16 protein-coding genes and 1 pseudogene are annotated in these 13,832 nt (G+C 40.2%); 9 read left to right on the forward strand and 8 right to left on the reverse strand.

Annotated elements, in window-relative coordinates; genetic code table 11:
* The first annotated feature begins 21 nt into the window (after nt 1–21).
* Nucleotides 22–315, forward strand: a complete 294-nt coding sequence (locus DMB44_RS03155) for a hypothetical protein (RefSeq protein ID WP_237265262.1) — start codon at nt 22–24, stop codon at nt 313–315.
* A gap of 244 nt (nt 316–559) precedes the next feature.
* Here DMB44_RS03155 and DMB44_RS03160 read toward each other — a convergent pair whose 3' ends face one another.
* Nucleotides 560–1,159, reverse strand: coding sequence for an aspartate kinase (locus tag DMB44_RS03160; RefSeq protein WP_110640760.1), 600 nt, complete (start codon nt 1,157–1,159; stop codon nt 560–562).
* Between the two features lie 327 nt (nt 1,160–1,486).
* Between DMB44_RS03160 and DMB44_RS03165 the strand changes: the two genes are divergently transcribed.
* Nucleotides 1,487–2,305, forward strand: coding sequence for an NAD(+) kinase (locus tag DMB44_RS03165; RefSeq protein ID WP_110640762.1), 819 nt, complete (start codon nt 1,487–1,489; stop codon nt 2,303–2,305).
* A complete protein-coding gene (locus tag DMB44_RS03170; protein ID WP_110640764.1) occupies nt 2,292–2,654 on the forward strand; it encodes a Mov34/MPN/PAD-1 family protein in 363 nt (120 codons plus the stop codon). Before DMB44_RS03165 ends, DMB44_RS03170 begins: the two co-directional genes overlap by 14 nt.
* Nucleotides 2,655–2,718: 64 nt before the next feature.
* Here DMB44_RS03170 and DMB44_RS09620 read toward each other — a convergent pair whose 3' ends face one another.
* Nucleotides 2,719–2,853 carry a hypothetical protein gene (locus DMB44_RS09620; RefSeq protein ID WP_255414306.1) on the reverse strand — a complete coding sequence of 45 codons (135 nt, stop codon included), beginning with the start codon at nt 2,851–2,853 and terminating at the stop codon, nt 2,719–2,721.
* 975 nt (nt 2,854–3,828) lie between these two features.
* Between DMB44_RS09620 and DMB44_RS09795 the strand changes: the two are divergent.
* Nucleotides 3,829–4,372, forward strand: a pseudogene (locus DMB44_RS09795) (tyrosine-type recombinase/integrase).
* Nucleotides 4,373–4,429: 57 nt separating this feature from the next.
* A complete protein-coding gene (locus DMB44_RS09250; protein ID WP_153280112.1) occupies nt 4,430–4,615 on the forward strand; it encodes a hypothetical protein in 186 nt (61 codons plus the stop codon).
* A 1,001-nt stretch (nt 4,616–5,616) separates the two neighbouring features.
* On the opposite strand, the gene DMB44_RS03195 is transcribed toward DMB44_RS09250, so the two are convergent.
* The 4 genes from DMB44_RS03195 to DMB44_RS03210 form a co-directional block, all read right to left on the reverse strand.
* The gene (locus DMB44_RS03195) at nt 5,617–6,078 is read right to left on the reverse strand and encodes a hypothetical protein (protein WP_153280113.1); all 462 of its coding nucleotides are present in this window, start codon (nt 6,076–6,078) and stop codon (nt 5,617–5,619) included.
* A 227-nt stretch (nt 6,079–6,305) separates the two neighbouring features.
* Nucleotides 6,306–7,475: an MFS transporter gene (locus DMB44_RS03200; protein ID WP_110640776.1), complete on the reverse strand. Its 1,170-nt coding sequence runs from the start codon at nt 7,473–7,475 to the stop codon at nt 6,306–6,308.
* A 671-nt stretch (nt 7,476–8,146) separates the two neighbouring features.
* Nucleotides 8,147–8,383, reverse strand: coding sequence for a hypothetical protein (locus tag DMB44_RS03205; protein WP_153280114.1), 237 nt, complete (start codon nt 8,381–8,383; stop codon nt 8,147–8,149).
* Between the two features lie 4 nt (nt 8,384–8,387).
* Nucleotides 8,388–8,870 carry a DDE-type integrase/transposase/recombinase gene (locus tag DMB44_RS03210; RefSeq protein ID WP_153280115.1) on the reverse strand — a complete coding sequence of 161 codons (483 nt, stop codon included), beginning with the start codon at nt 8,868–8,870 and terminating at the stop codon, nt 8,388–8,390.
* A 196-nt stretch (nt 8,871–9,066) separates the two neighbouring features.
* On the opposite strand from DMB44_RS03210, the gene DMB44_RS03215 reads away from it, so the two are divergent.
* Both DMB44_RS03215 and DMB44_RS03220 read left to right on the forward strand, forming a co-directional pair.
* Complete coding sequence (locus DMB44_RS03215) at nt 9,067–9,480, forward strand: hypothetical protein (protein WP_110640782.1); 414 nt, start codon at nt 9,067–9,069, stop codon at nt 9,478–9,480.
* Nucleotides 9,470–10,012 carry a hypothetical protein gene (locus DMB44_RS03220; RefSeq protein WP_110640784.1) on the forward strand — a complete coding sequence of 181 codons (543 nt, stop codon included), beginning with the start codon at nt 9,470–9,472 and terminating at the stop codon, nt 10,010–10,012. The genes DMB44_RS03215 and DMB44_RS03220 overlap by 11 nt, the downstream gene beginning before the upstream one ends.
* Before the next feature lie 641 nt (nt 10,013–10,653).
* Here DMB44_RS03220 and DMB44_RS09750 read toward each other — a convergent pair.
* Nucleotides 10,654–10,857, reverse strand: a complete 204-nt coding sequence (locus DMB44_RS09750; protein WP_110640794.1) for a transposase — start codon at nt 10,855–10,857, stop codon at nt 10,654–10,656.
* Nucleotides 10,858–11,150: 293 nt separating this feature from the next.
* On the opposite strand from DMB44_RS09750, the gene DMB44_RS09635 reads away from it, so the two are divergent.
* Together DMB44_RS09635 and DMB44_RS03230 are read left to right on the forward strand one after the other, a co-directional pair.
* Complete coding sequence (locus DMB44_RS09635) at nt 11,151–11,279, forward strand: hypothetical protein (RefSeq protein ID WP_255414307.1); 129 nt, start codon at nt 11,151–11,153, stop codon at nt 11,277–11,279.
* 323 nt (nt 11,280–11,602) lie between these two features.
* On the forward strand, nt 11,603–12,205 hold the full coding sequence (locus tag DMB44_RS03230; RefSeq protein WP_110640786.1) for a hypothetical protein: 603 nt from the start codon (nt 11,603–11,605) through the stop codon (nt 12,203–12,205).
* 275 nt (nt 12,206–12,480) lie between these two features.
* Here the strand turns inward: DMB44_RS03230 and DMB44_RS09400 are convergent.
* Nucleotides 12,481–13,832, reverse strand: a 1,352-nt coding sequence (locus tag DMB44_RS09400) for a hypothetical protein (protein WP_110640788.1), incomplete at its 5' end; no start/stop codon positions are given.

The raw sequence follows: 13,832 nt of genomic DNA on the forward strand, positions 1-13,832 counted from the left end.
ATTTATAGAAAAATTAAGAGTTTGAGGGAAGCAGTAAAACTCTTTTTTTTTAGAACTGGAGATATAACCAATAATTCCAATAACTCGTTTCTTGATAACGAAAGCATAGAACACCATGAGGCGTACATGGGAAAGAGAATAGAGAGAGGTGTATTTCAGTCTGCAAATGGAACATTAATACATGCGGATCTGAACGCATCCTACAACACAATAAGAAAGGCAGTCCCTGAAGCATTTGACGGGATAGAGGGTATTGGGTTATACCCACGAAGTTTAAGCATCAAAGAGATGATAACTTCCAAAGGTGGATGTTAACATGTTTAACAGAAACCATAACCTGCGAACCCCTTCTATGGATATATTTATAGAAAGATCTTTCTATGTTATTTTGCATTCTTCACAATAACCAAGTGGCTTAGTACGCGAATGGGAATTGTGCTATCCGAATTCACACCAGTGTAATATCAGGATATACTTTATTCGAGGTATACTGATATGAGTGTAAATCCCTTGGTTTAAATGAAGATTCGAAGATTCGGACCAGGAATAGCTCGCTAAATCATCCCTGAACGATGTTAACTGGGCCGCTTTCTTTATCGCTGGATCTGTAGAGTAATCTGTTTAGAGCGTCTGCAGTTTTTCCAGCAGATTCTGAATCCACTATTATCCATATCTCACGACTGAGTCTATATATATTCTTTACTGAAACCCCATTTATCTCTAGAAATTCTGTGATCAAAAGAGTTATTCCAGCGGTTGTGCATGAACCAGGCGGCAAAAGTATCTTTGCTATTACAAGTGAATTGCCTTCTGTAGTTTTTATTATGGCTGAATATCCGTTCGTTTCCTTTATAATAAGTATGGCATCTTCCGGTATATCATTTTTATTTTCAGTATTTATCTCCTTATAGTTATATTCCAGTGTCAGGATCGATTGTTTTAATATCAACAATATGTCTTTTGGTTTTGCCTTGACCTCAATATTCGTCAGCGCTTTAACTATGGTGTTTATTTTCACTTTTTTTCCTGTAAGAAAATCTACCTGACTCTTTATTTCCCTAGCAAGTTTTGTATAATTAACCAGACCGGTGTTCAGAAGCAAGGTATAAATATTGTTGCTATTTATTATCCCCTTAACGGCATCTGTAGCCTTGGTCATATCCTTATATATAATTATAAAAGATAAACTTTTCTAAAAAATGAATTTATGCAATTTCATTCATGGTAATGATTAAAATTCTAAATTCATACATAAAAGAAGAAATGTACATGATGATAGTTCGCTATGAAGCAAGGACTGTGATCCATATTTTCTCTCTCCATAGTCATGATCAGAATATGCTGCTCATTCATGAAAGGCATAGCATTCTTCGCCACACACATTTATCATCCATCAGACCGAATTGATTAAGTCTATGATTCGCATTATCCACCTATTGAAGGGTCAACGCTACGTTCATATCCAAAAATTCAGAAGGGATCATTTATGAAAATTGCATTTGTCATAAGAAAGGACTGCAGCAGATGTGCAAAGATAGCCGAGAGCATTATAGAACTTCTCCCTAAAGACTGGGAATTGATATACGATCACGAAGCCGCAAAGTATCTTAATGGAAATGGCGTTGATCTTACAAGAATGGAGGCCGATGTCATCATAACCATCGGTGGCGATGGAACAGTCCTCAGGACATTGCAGTTGGCCAGAGGCCCGGTATTAGGTATAAATATGGGCGGGCTCGGATTCTTTACCGAACTAGAAGTGGATGAAGTCGGACCGGCTGTATTCAAGCTGTTGAAGGGTGAATACAAGATCAGCGAAAATATGAAGCTGCGTGTCGAGATAAATGGGGAGAGGGTTGAGGATTGCACCAATGAAGCAGTGGTACATACCGAAAGAATAGCACGGATAAGGCAGTTCAAGATTTACATTGATGGGCATTTCCTTAGCACCATGAAGGCTGATGGCATAATCGTTGCGACGCCCATAGGATCATCATCATATTCATCATCTGCCGGTGGTCCACTTCTTCTTCCGACGCTGAAGGGAATGGTAATATCATATCTAGCGCCGTATTCCTCAAGACTTAAACCGGTGGTTGTTCCTTCCGATTCAAAGGTGGAGATAAAGATAGCAGGTAAGGATCAGGAATGCATTCTTATACTCGATGGACAGCGTGAATATAAGGTGAAGAGCGGCGACACCGTCAGAATATCCCGATCTGAGAACAATGCAAAGTTTATTTCCTTCAGAGAATCAATATATGACAGAATAAGGGATAAGGTAATAAGACATGTGGTTAATTAAGCGAAACTTGCTGCAGATGATAATGGAGGCATCAAAGGATTCCTATCCGCGAGAATTCGGTGCCCTTCTTAGGGCCGAGGGAAACATAATATACGAAATAGCTCTCGTACCTGGAACCATACAAAGCGAAAGATATACGCTTTTCTATATGTACAATAAGCCTATAGATTTTTCAATTGTTGGATCTGTGCACTCGCATCCATCCGGAGTGATGCTTCCATCTGACGAAGATCTTCACATGTTCTCAATGACAGGCAGTGTTCATATAATAGTCGGATATCCGTATAATCTGGATAATTACAGAGCCTACGACAGATCAGGAAATCCCATACAGGTAGATATCCTCTGACATGCTCTCCTAGTCAAAGCATAGGATTTTTCACAAATCTATAACTAAAACTAGTGAGCTACTCCTAAGCTAAAGCATCGGAGCTTCCTGCTTCAACGACCGGCATCCGCCCGTAAGGATATATCCCGTACAAGCCCGAAGCAACGATCTCCACAGGCGTGAATTCGGATCTCACCGATCTTACTAAAGTATTATTCACTTGGTTATGATGGAAGATACAAAATAATATGGGAAGATCATACATAAAACTTTACATTGAGGGGAGTCCGGGTATCCCTTGTCCGAAGAAGGAGAATTACTGCTTCCCCCAAACTCCCAACTTCTCTTTTAAGTGCTGATAGCTGGGTTTCCGATATTCCTTGTACTTGATCTCAAGGCTTCAGTCTATATTCTTGAAATTGCAATGGCTATAGCATACGGAATAGGCTCCATTTTTGCGTATATCGGAGGACCTCTATCTGATAAATATAGAAAGAAAAAATTGCGATCGCAGGAAATCTGCTGATTCCGATCCTTTCATTCAGAGGTCTTTCCATTACTTATGCAGAAGCGATTGGGCTCTTCTCCGTAGGATGGTGGGCCAGAAATTTTTGTATACTGGCGATAAGGGCTCTGATTGGTGATATCACTTTATGCACCTATAACAAAGTATGAGTAGTAAATATATTTATCTACCATACATAATAAATATTGTGAATATATTCTGCATTCTTTTCGTCAATGACTCATTGGGAGGATCAGTTACACCTTTTGTATTACATGTGTATTCGCGTTCTTTGGAAATTCATCTCCTCCATAAGTGAAGGAGCATCGTTGCTCATATATTGCAATGTATATATGCGTGGGGAGGAATTTGAACTAAAGGATTTGATGCGTATTTATACCAAAACTGGCTAATGATGCATAGCCATCTACGACTTGGATCGCATTGTTAGAGAATGAGAGCAGGCTTCTGCCTAACGCCTATCCCGCCGAGGCAAGGGATTCGATAAAGGCGTTTCTCGATCATGGGAGGATACGCAAGGGATGGTCAGCTCACAGGATATATTACTACAGCGTCCGCCTTAGGATAACATTAGAATGCCTGGGTGATAGTTTCCTCGATCCAGTTCCGGAGGACGTGACGGCACTCATCAGCGGTCTGAGAGGAAGGGGAAATAGCGACAGGACGGTAATGGATTACCTCGATGCCTATAGGCGTTTCTTCAGATGGAGAAAAGGGACGCTGGGCAGCGATCCGGTCGGGGCGTTCGAGTTCAGGTCAGCGAAGAAGAGCAAGAGGCCGGAGGACCTGATCACGTCGGATGAGGTGCAGAGGCTAATCGATCATGCCACGAATGACCGCGACAGGGCACTGATATCGCTGCTTTGCGATGGTGGCTGCAGGATCTCCGAACTGCTCACCATGAGGAAGCCGGATGTGAATTTCGATGAGCATGGCATGATGATCGCCGTCATAGGAAAGACCGGATACAGGCATGTGTACGTTATTGGAAAAATCCGTTCCGTTATTGAGGAAGTGGTTGCAGTCGCACCCGGGTCTCCGCGATGACGATCACGTTTTCTGCATGATCGGCGATCCTGGAGAGCCGATGTCCTACGCCTCTGTCAGAAAACTGTTGAAGACCGCTGCAGCTAAGGCAGGGATAAAGAAGAGGATACACCCACATCTGTTCAGGCACACCATGGCATTATTTCTTGCGACGCAGATAACATAGGCACCGCTTGAAGCCCAGATGGGCTTGGTTCATGGGTAGAGGCAGGCGCAGACGTACGTGCACCTGTCGGGGGAACAGCGGAGGAACGCCATACTCAGGGCCTATGGCCTAATAAAGGAGGATAGGAAGATAGATGCTCAGGTCAAGACATGCCCGGGATGCGGCAATGAGATACGTGTCGACGCCGAGTACTGCCAGTTATGCTATGTGGAATTTCCCAACAGGAGCATGCTTACCATATAACAGCTCAGGGAGGGGCTGTTCCTTCAGCTTGAAGGATTCAGGGAAGGGATAAAAATGAAGGACGCCACGGTTGTGGTCAACGGTAAGGATTTCCCCAACAGCTAGTTCAGACTGGATAGGGGCGTAGTTGATTATATAATCAGGGAGGTCATGAAGCGCATCGGATCGGAGAAGCCCAGTCGTGAATGAGAAGACTTGCCTTATACGCAGACAAATAAAGATAACCAAGTAGTTGAGAACGATTCTCAGGAGATTCCGAATCGGAAAAAACGAAAGATCGACGGGATGAGGCAGCATCTCGTCTAAAATCCCGGCCATACCATTCTTCGGTAAATGTTAAGTTTTCGAATACTTTGATACATTCCTGCTGCCTCAGGTTTCACCAGGATAGATTCAGATTCCTTCATAGATTAAAAAAATCTTGTCTCAGGAGGGGAATTTTTTGAAAATTGCGTCTGACCGCATGTTTTATAGCAGTGATCTGAGTTTCGGCGTTCATTGAGATCGAATTTTTCCTGACTTTTTCGCGGTTTCTGAAGTCAGACATTTCGAATTCGGAAGCCTTCCATTCTTCTATTGCTCATTCTATATTATGCAAAAAATTGCATGCTATACATATATAATGTAAAAAATTACATGCCCTATACATATATATGACATGTAATCTTTGTGCGTATACATACGCATGAGGAGGTAGTAGATCAGTAGTAGGGATGTAGCATAGGGAGATGCATACATGTAGACGTTAGCATGCTTAAGCTCACATATGCAAATGCGTTCATAGCCATTTTTGTAATTCCGATATATGAAGTCGGATCGATTGATGACCTCACCATCAGGATCGCTGGGATTGAATACTCCAATCACATACCATGTCGCTGTTTTCATATCATAAATTTCAACATCCAAAGCTATCCTGTCTGAGTCATTCATACCTGAAATGCACGATAACAGAACTTTTTGGAAGTCATTTTTGTTTTACCTTTTTACTTACCCCTGCCTCATTTCTTTCCGCTAATTTCTGTTGATAAGCAATTCTCCAAATTCTTAAGAGAATTCTCAAATTCGTTGAGGATCTTATACCAAAGGTCAATATAATTGGGAGGGAACTTGCCTGTTAATTTTATAATGAGATCTATAACCTCGAGATCCGTATCATGAACGGGATATCTTGCGCTCCTAAGCTTATGAATTTTTCTAAAAATGTCTATTATTGCTTCATCACACTTTATATTTTTGTCTTTTAATAATTCAGATAAGAGGCCGATAAATGCAAGATTATCTTTTTTGCTACTTACTTTTTTCATATCCTCGGGGTCCATATTTTCTATTAAGAGATACAATGCCTGAATATGATGATTAAACTCCTCCTCAGAGTGGCATGGTTTCATAATATCGAAAATTGCCTTTTCAAATTGCTTGAATAGATCAAATCCATAGTTTTTCTTAAAAAGGAGATTCACGTTTAACCTTTTATTTGTAATAGGCTGTCTCACATTCCATGATAAGTCAGACGGACGTCGAACATTATCTACAAGTTCGTAATTATCCTATGATCTGGGACTTTTCCCGGTTATTCTTATACAAAATTCGGGATACTATCCCTATTTAGAGTTATAAGTAAATCTCTTATCTTAAAGAATAGAAATGGATGAGTTATTGTTATTTGAATAGTGTCTTAAAGAAGATGTTAGATTAAATTTCTTTCAACATAAATATAAATTGGAATGAGCAGGAGAATGACTACAATTTCAGTATAAAAGATAATTCTCATAGGATTAAAAATTGCTCCTAAGGCACTGTATACAAAAGCCAGCAGAGGTGCATTCGAGGCTATCATTGTATAGTAGAGCGCATTCACCCGGTCAATCATTTCCTTGGGTGTTTTTATGGTAATATATATTGTTATTTTAATTGTAAGAAATGGACTTATTATGCCGAGCAAAATAGCTGCAATTACTATTTCGAATGCGTGAGTTGAGAAGGATATTAATAAAAGTAAGACAGCGAAAGGCAACATTAAGAGAACAAAAAAATTGTCAATATCGGTTTTAGTACCATGACCGGCAATATAAAGACCAGAAATAATGCTGCCAGCTGAAAATGCCACTATAAACAAAGTATACCATAATACGCCAGACTGTAAATAGGTGGAGATAATGTATGCACTATACACATCCAATGTCGAAGAACTTCCAGCTAATATAAAGCTTAATGTCATCACCGGTAAGACAGCTAAAATATAAGGAAAGACGTCCCGATATCTTGTTTTCTCTCGATTCAATGGAAGCTTTACGTCCTTTAACACCGTATCATAGAGCGTAATGATTGATAGAGCCACAACGGTGATAAAGAAAACGAAAAAGATTCTTTGAAAAAATACTAGGAAAGCCCCAGCCAGCAAATCCCCAGATATGTATGAGCCTCCTCTTCCTATCTGAGAGATTGATATACCCTTCGCCAGTTCGTCTTTATCTAAAATATCTTTGGTAATAGCTCTCAAGGAATCGACTGATATAGCAGTTATTGCCTGAGAAAGAAATGAAAGGGCGTATAACCATAATAGGGACATCTCAAAAGTAAGGGTCGAATAAAGAAAAAGTAAAAGAACATTGGATATTAAGAATAGTTTCTTTCTGTTAAATCTATCAATGAGATAGCCCTCAAGGTATAAAGATGATAATAGTCCTACCAGGGAAAAAGAAGGAATCATACCTGTTAAGAATACCGACATGGTATGCCGGTATACAAACCAGATAAAATATACATTAAAAAAAGCTACATTAACCCTCACGAAATCATGAGAAAGCCAAAATTTGTAAAATAATTTCCAATTGGAATTTAAGGGCAATCTTAACACCTAAATTGTATAATCCTTTTTATGAATTGGTACGCCTCTGTAGGAACAAGAGCAACGATTTTAGGATTTTTAGCGATTGAACTAAATATATGATAAATTACTGGATACCAATAATCGCAATATGGGTCTTTCTTAAACAAAGAACCGGTGCTTCGTAAAGCATTAGCCGGACATCCATCATTACATAGAATTTGCAAGGCACAATCCTTGCATTACTCCATATTTTCTACTCCTCCTCTTAAAAACATAGGAGCAACCTCTCCGTTCATAATCCCTTCAAAGCTCTGGTTTTTAATATCGCTCATTATATATATGAAAAATCGGTATACTTATTTTTCTTTGATTAAACTTTCCTTTTTAGGAAAGGTTATCGCAAATGAAAGCCCATATTATTACACGATGAAAAACTTGAGGCTTTCCTGCGAACCCTCTCCCCGCCGAGCGGAGCGAGGGTCAAGACAAAGACACAGCGAAGCAAGAAAAGAGGGGTGGCTAAGCGAAGCGAAGTCGGGGTGAATTTTCTTGCTGTGCTTCTTTTGGAAAGAAGCCATAGGGTCTATATTTTTGATATGTGATATGAAAAATATGGAATAATTCTGAAAATGTTTTAGAAATCAATTGTATTACAATGTGATGTTGTATAGTGATTGTTAAACAAAAATCTTTCCATTTTATGAGATATTCATCCTCGATCTCCGATAATAATTGTTCCTTCTTCTCCTGTAGCCATCCTTCAGATTCTTTAAAAAATTCCTGTAATGTTCTCTGAAACTGCCGTCACTGTTCCATTTTTCTAAGAATTGCAATGGTGAATAGTAATCCAGGGTAGAATGAGGCCTTATATTGTTGTAATCATGGAATGCATTTTCAATTATCTCTTTTCCCTTCATTGAAATTGTCGATTTCATTGATTCATATGTAATCTGTCTTTATTGAATTATGGAAACTTTCAGTATCTCCGCTTTCCTCGGGTGTTTCTCTTTCTATGTATTCGTGCTTTATTCCAATTAATTTAAGGTAATCATTGAACTCTTTTGAAATATACTGTGTACCATTGTCAATTCGTAAAGTAATGTTATCTGGTATATTTCCGTTGAACTTCCTTATAATAGCATCATCAACTGCATTGATAGTATCCTTTGCAGTGCATGAAGTATTATAGCTATAGCCATACCATTCTTTTGAGAATACATCCTTTATATACATCAAATAGGTCATTCCATTGTCTGTGGGAATATATGTAATATCGGCTTCAATCAGCATCCAAGGCTTATCAGCTTTCAAGAGTTTCAATTCCTTTCTGTACTTATGCGTATACAATGGTAGTGTAATATTGTCGTTCTTCATTATTTTGTACACTGCTTTCCTGGCTATTCTTATGCCGGAATTCCTCAATAATGCTCATATCCTGTTATAGCCATATGTTATTCTTTCTTCGCATAATTCTATTATTTTATTCACTATGCTGCTGTCTACTCTCGTTATACGCCTATTTTTTCCATGTTTTTCATGCTTCTTCCCGTAATTATTGGTTTATGTTACCCGGAAATAAGTGAGTTAGGGTTTAAATATTATTTATCGTTCTCTTTTCATGGAATTGACCACAGATGATGGTATCATCTTTGGCGAAATTAATGTTTCACGTTTACATGAAAAATTTGCAGCTAAGGGATGTGAAGAAGGTTGTGCCTATTCTGATGTGCTCATAGAAGGCGGGGTAAGTTTACTTGATAACGATACAATGATCAGATTGTATGTTGCTTATTGCAATTGCCACAGGTGGCAAGATACTTTTGAAATAGATGGCGTACAGGTATCACTCACTAAGGATGATGGGAAGGAATATAAATCACAGGTCTTTAGCATTTACAATACCACGCCAGAACTGGCTGTTTACGATATTACTGTAAAGTATGCAGGCAAACTTAAATTATATGTTCCATCGACTTACTATGTCGACGGGATACAGGATATCATACGGGGGATGAGGATCAATGAACAGTAAAATAAGGGTAGCGATAGCAGTCGTTCTCGCCTTAGTGATAATCGCTGTTGCAGTTGTTATCATTAGCTATTCGAATCGAAATAACATAGTTATAGCCGAAACTGGTACATCGATGACTATCGGAAACTACACTTCGAATGGATGGAGAACCGATTCGCTTCCTCCTACATCGTCATATCCCAACACAATATACGTCGATTATTACGTATTTTCCGTCAGCTACAATTTCTCCCTATACGGTAATCTGTCGATCCCGGACACGCCAGGCATCATAATCGGCATCGAGAGCTATTCAGTATTTGAACAGTCGAGTAAAAATGTTTTCATGCCTAATGCGTATTCTGAGAGTTATAGCCCAAGTGGTTCCAATGCGTCAGCAAGGATAAATGTTACATTGGCAAATGTCTTTTCTCTTCCTCTTCTGCACGGAAAGTATGTGCTGATATTCGAGAGCATGGGTCTGATGAAGGATCAGCGCAGCGTGTACGTGAAGTCGAATATACATCCAGTGGAGGTAACAACTTTCTATTGATTGTCAGCGCATGCAAGATAATGTGTTTAAACTTAAACTAACCATAACCAAATATTACTTTTTTTCTAAAAATGTCTTGACGGGGGTATTTTTTACTGCCTCTACGTGCATTTCATAATTCTTATACGGGTATATGACATGTGTATTACACTCCTCCTTTCTTGGAGATAGTAATAAATATCTTTCCTTCTTAATATTAATTGTGATTGTATGAACGAAAACGAATACGGAATAGAAGAAGGCACACGTGCAATGACACGGGATAAAGAAAGCCTTATCGGTTTTCCTCTCCTCTGATTCAAAGCTCCTAGGAGCTTGGATTGTGCATAACTGAAAGTCAGCCCTTAGACTTAGATAAACTTCCTTATCTCTTTGTCAAACCTCGGTTTTTCATCTGCTATGAACACCTTACCCTCACCCCCTGTTGTATAGATACTTAACAACCTCTACATATAAGAAATAAGATTCCATTGATGCCAGATAGAATCTCAGGATCTCATATTCCCCAAATTCCCTTATTCCGTTGTAAAGAGAACAGGCTCATTTTCAACACTATCGCTTCCGAGAAAGAAGAATAAAGCATCAAGGAATATGGCGATATAGCGAGGATTAGTTGGCCTTGACTGGAATCTCTTGACCTCTTACATGATGGCCTCTGTTATCCTTGAGATTGATGATCTTGAATATATGTTCTGAAACATCGTCTCCAGTATTTCAGAAGCTTTCCCTGCGGATATACCTCTGGAGTATACGGATACGATGAGTTCATCTATCCCTATTTGCCTTGAATATGGATCAAATATTCCAGTTCTGAAATTACCTTCTCTCTCTAGGTGCTGATAGATTTTCTATCTCCCCCTAATTTGCTTTAATTGATCTCTCATAGAATCTGTTCTTTATTCAGCTATGTTCCTCTATGAAAACATTCCTCTCCGTTCTCGTCAATGCCTCTAAATATTCCTTAACTGTCCTCCTCAGAACCTCCATTATGTTATTATCTATTTCTTCCATAATCATTCGTACCTCCGTTGTTGTAATGTTCAGCAGAGGTATGTCTCCTTGTTCAAGAGATTTGCTTCTCTTGTTCTGGGGATTTACATAAGATTCGTGACATTAAGATGATACTTTAGTAGGATCGGTGCCATCCAAATACACGCCCGTGAAGATCGCAACACCCGTAATCCTTCTTCCAGACGTGGATAGAAATAAAGTTTCCAATGACAGGAAACTGCGTTCTTGCTATATGGGGATCGAGTTTGGTCGTTGAAGCAGGAAGCTCCGATGCTTTAGCTTAGGAGTAGCTTACACAGGACATAGAAGAAGTGGATGTCTTCGTTTTGGTATCTCTCATAAAAAAACTATAGCTCCACCTTGCCGGATCCCTTAGCCTCTGCACCCAAATCCTAAATGCGTCCTGTCCGTAATATACGATAGCGGGGCACCCATATGGATCTTTGTATCAGGAATATTGACAGGTTCTGCCAGAAATTTCTCTACTTTTCTTTATTTCCTTTGCAAGGTTATGGACGCTGCATTACTAGTTAGTATGGGAGCTGCAACACTTAAATACGCATTTTCCATGAATAAACAATGAGACATGGCGTGGTGTTCCTTGTCGTATTCATCGCTGTGGCCATCATAGCCGTCCCAGTCTCGTACCATATCTATTCATTTAGTAATGTGCGGACTAGACAAAAGACGCAGCTTCCTAGCGTTCCCGAGAACAAGACGCTGACCGTTAGTCCTCTCATCGGGCCGAAACTCATACTGAATATAGACGCACCAAACGATATTAACTTGGACATGCAGTATATAAGCATGACCGTGCAGGTCTTCGGTTCGGACTTCATGGGTTCGCAGGTCTACTGCCTCCTGAACACAAGCGTACCACACAACGGGAACTACACCTTCTTGATCAACAGCACCTTCTACAACATATCCATGTCATACGTGAGGGGGGGTTTCGGAGACAATGGTGCTTCTCTGAATGCAGTGGCCTTGTACAACACGAAGGATGGCGGTCAGGCCGGTTACAACAACATAGACTTCTTTCCGGAGCAAGTACACATTGCAAGGATGCGTGTGTCTGGCAACATGACGTTTCTAAACGAATACTTTGAGAACACAGGTTTTGATTTCCAGCAGTATGGGGTAGTACAGTTCGTCAACGTGACGCTTTACTGCGACCTCTGACCTGCCATGGCCATCAGATCCCAGGAGCGATTATGGTAAAGCTACGAACGTAATCGGATAAATAAGCATTATAATAGACAGTTTCAGGAATATTAATTAGTATAGCAATCGAGAACTGTCTTGTATTTGCCCCATGATGTAGTCTTTATATGTTCAAGTTTTACATTATGGCATTAACCGATATACTTTTTTAATTCATGGGAGACTGCATCCTAATACCCTCAGTGATAAATAAAAAACAGGGATTGTGAATATATTGAATATTTTAAATAATTTTATGGTATTATCGATGTCGCATCGAGATAGTCCTCAGGCGCATAGAAGCTGTAATAATTGCCGTTGACCGTGAACGAAACTGGCATATAGGAGCTGTAGTCGGATAGTTTATAATTCGATCCGGGATTTATCAGCGCTTGGTTATTCAAAGCGTATCCAATACTGGCAATATGTATAGAAGTAAAGTAGCTTATGGAAGTAAGATCGGCAAGTATGTTGAGCCCCATACCTGTAGCCGCAGTAACAAGACTTGCAGCATCCAGAGTCTCAGCACTGATTCCAAGATCGAAGTCAAAGAGGTTTCCAGCAGAGATGGCTGTTATTATGGCTAGACCGAGACCCAGCGCTGAGACGAATGTAGACACTGCATTGTTTACCTCTGCGATTTCATCGGCAGCGTTCGAATAGCCCTCCTCGGAGTACCATACTGTATTTGAATTCATGCTTTTCGACACGTTCAAGGTATAGTTCTTCTCTGTGCTACCACGGCTCATCATATACGATACTGCGTCCGCCACGTTGTTTGGAAGCGTGCCAGCCTCCACAACAAGGTTGCCACGTTGGGTCTGTATGGACGATATGTACACTTTGGAACCGTTTCCATCGTACGTCGTTCCCACGTAAGTTGTCCCCTCGTTCTCCCTGTACACATGGCATATCGCAACCTTACCGTCCACGAATTCGTAGTACACGATCTCATGCCACTTCGTTTTATACTCGCTTGTGTACTGATCGTAATGGACGATCGTATAGGTTGCATTGTTGATCGCTACGTAGCCAGTGGTGTTGTTGTTTGCCTGCGAGACGCTGAAATGGCCGATATTAACTGAGTAGTTATAGGGAAAGACCTCCTTTAAGTTTATTCCACCTGTGAATGTCAGGTTCTTCAGGATCATGGTAGACGGCGATGTGCTCATTGACGATGTGGCTTCACCGCTCACAGGTTTGTACACATCGTTCCCGTTTATGTACATATTTGCGCTTATGAGCGATATGTAGGCGCTCAGACCAATTTGTGATAGCCCGTTTGAAACATTCTTTGAGAGGTGTACAAGCAGGAGAGGGAACATGCCTTCCATGTTCTTGTGCCAGACAGTATCTTGATATGTATCATACGAATACGTGTAGTAATCGAACTGGTACTCCTCGCAGTATGGATCCACGGTTGGCTGTCCGATGGTGTTGCTGAAAACGGATGCATTTATGACCTGTATCGGTTTCTTCGAGAAAGACAACGAGACGTTGATGACGTACGGAGTGAACGTTAAATCCGAGTAATTGCCAACATTGATGCCTGTGCCATTGAAAACGTTAAGTGCCATCGATGCCTGAACAGACTTATTCGTCATTG

It is taken from the genome of Thermoplasma sp. Kam2015 (assembly GCF_003205235.1).
Lineage (GTDB): Archaea > Thermoplasmatota > Thermoplasmata > Thermoplasmatales > Thermoplasmataceae > Thermoplasma.

Bases quoted from the DNA above. Each gene is read 5' to 3' on its own strand.
- DMB44_RS03160 (WP_110640760.1), bottom strand. From the start codon at position 1,159: ATGACCAAGGCTACAGATGCCGTTAAGGGGATAATAAATAGCAACAAT.
- DMB44_RS03165 (WP_110640762.1), top strand. From the start codon at position 1,487: ATGAAAATTGCATTTGTCATAAGAAAGGACTGCAGCAGATGTGCAAAG.
- DMB44_RS03170 (WP_110640764.1), top strand. From the start codon at position 2,292: ATGTGGTTAATTAAGCGAAACTTGCTGCAGATGATAATGGAGGCATCA.
- DMB44_RS03205 (WP_153280114.1), bottom strand. From the start codon at position 8,383: ATGAAATCGACAATTTCAATGAAGGGAAAAGAGATAATTGAAAATGCA.
- DMB44_RS03215 (WP_110640782.1), top strand. From the start codon at position 9,067: ATGGAATTGACCACAGATGATGGTATCATCTTTGGCGAAATTAATGTT.
- DMB44_RS03220 (WP_110640784.1), top strand. From the start codon at position 9,470: ATGAACAGTAAAATAAGGGTAGCGATAGCAGTCGTTCTCGCCTTAGTG.
- DMB44_RS03230 (WP_110640786.1), top strand. From the start codon at position 11,603: ATGAGACATGGCGTGGTGTTCCTTGTCGTATTCATCGCTGTGGCCATC.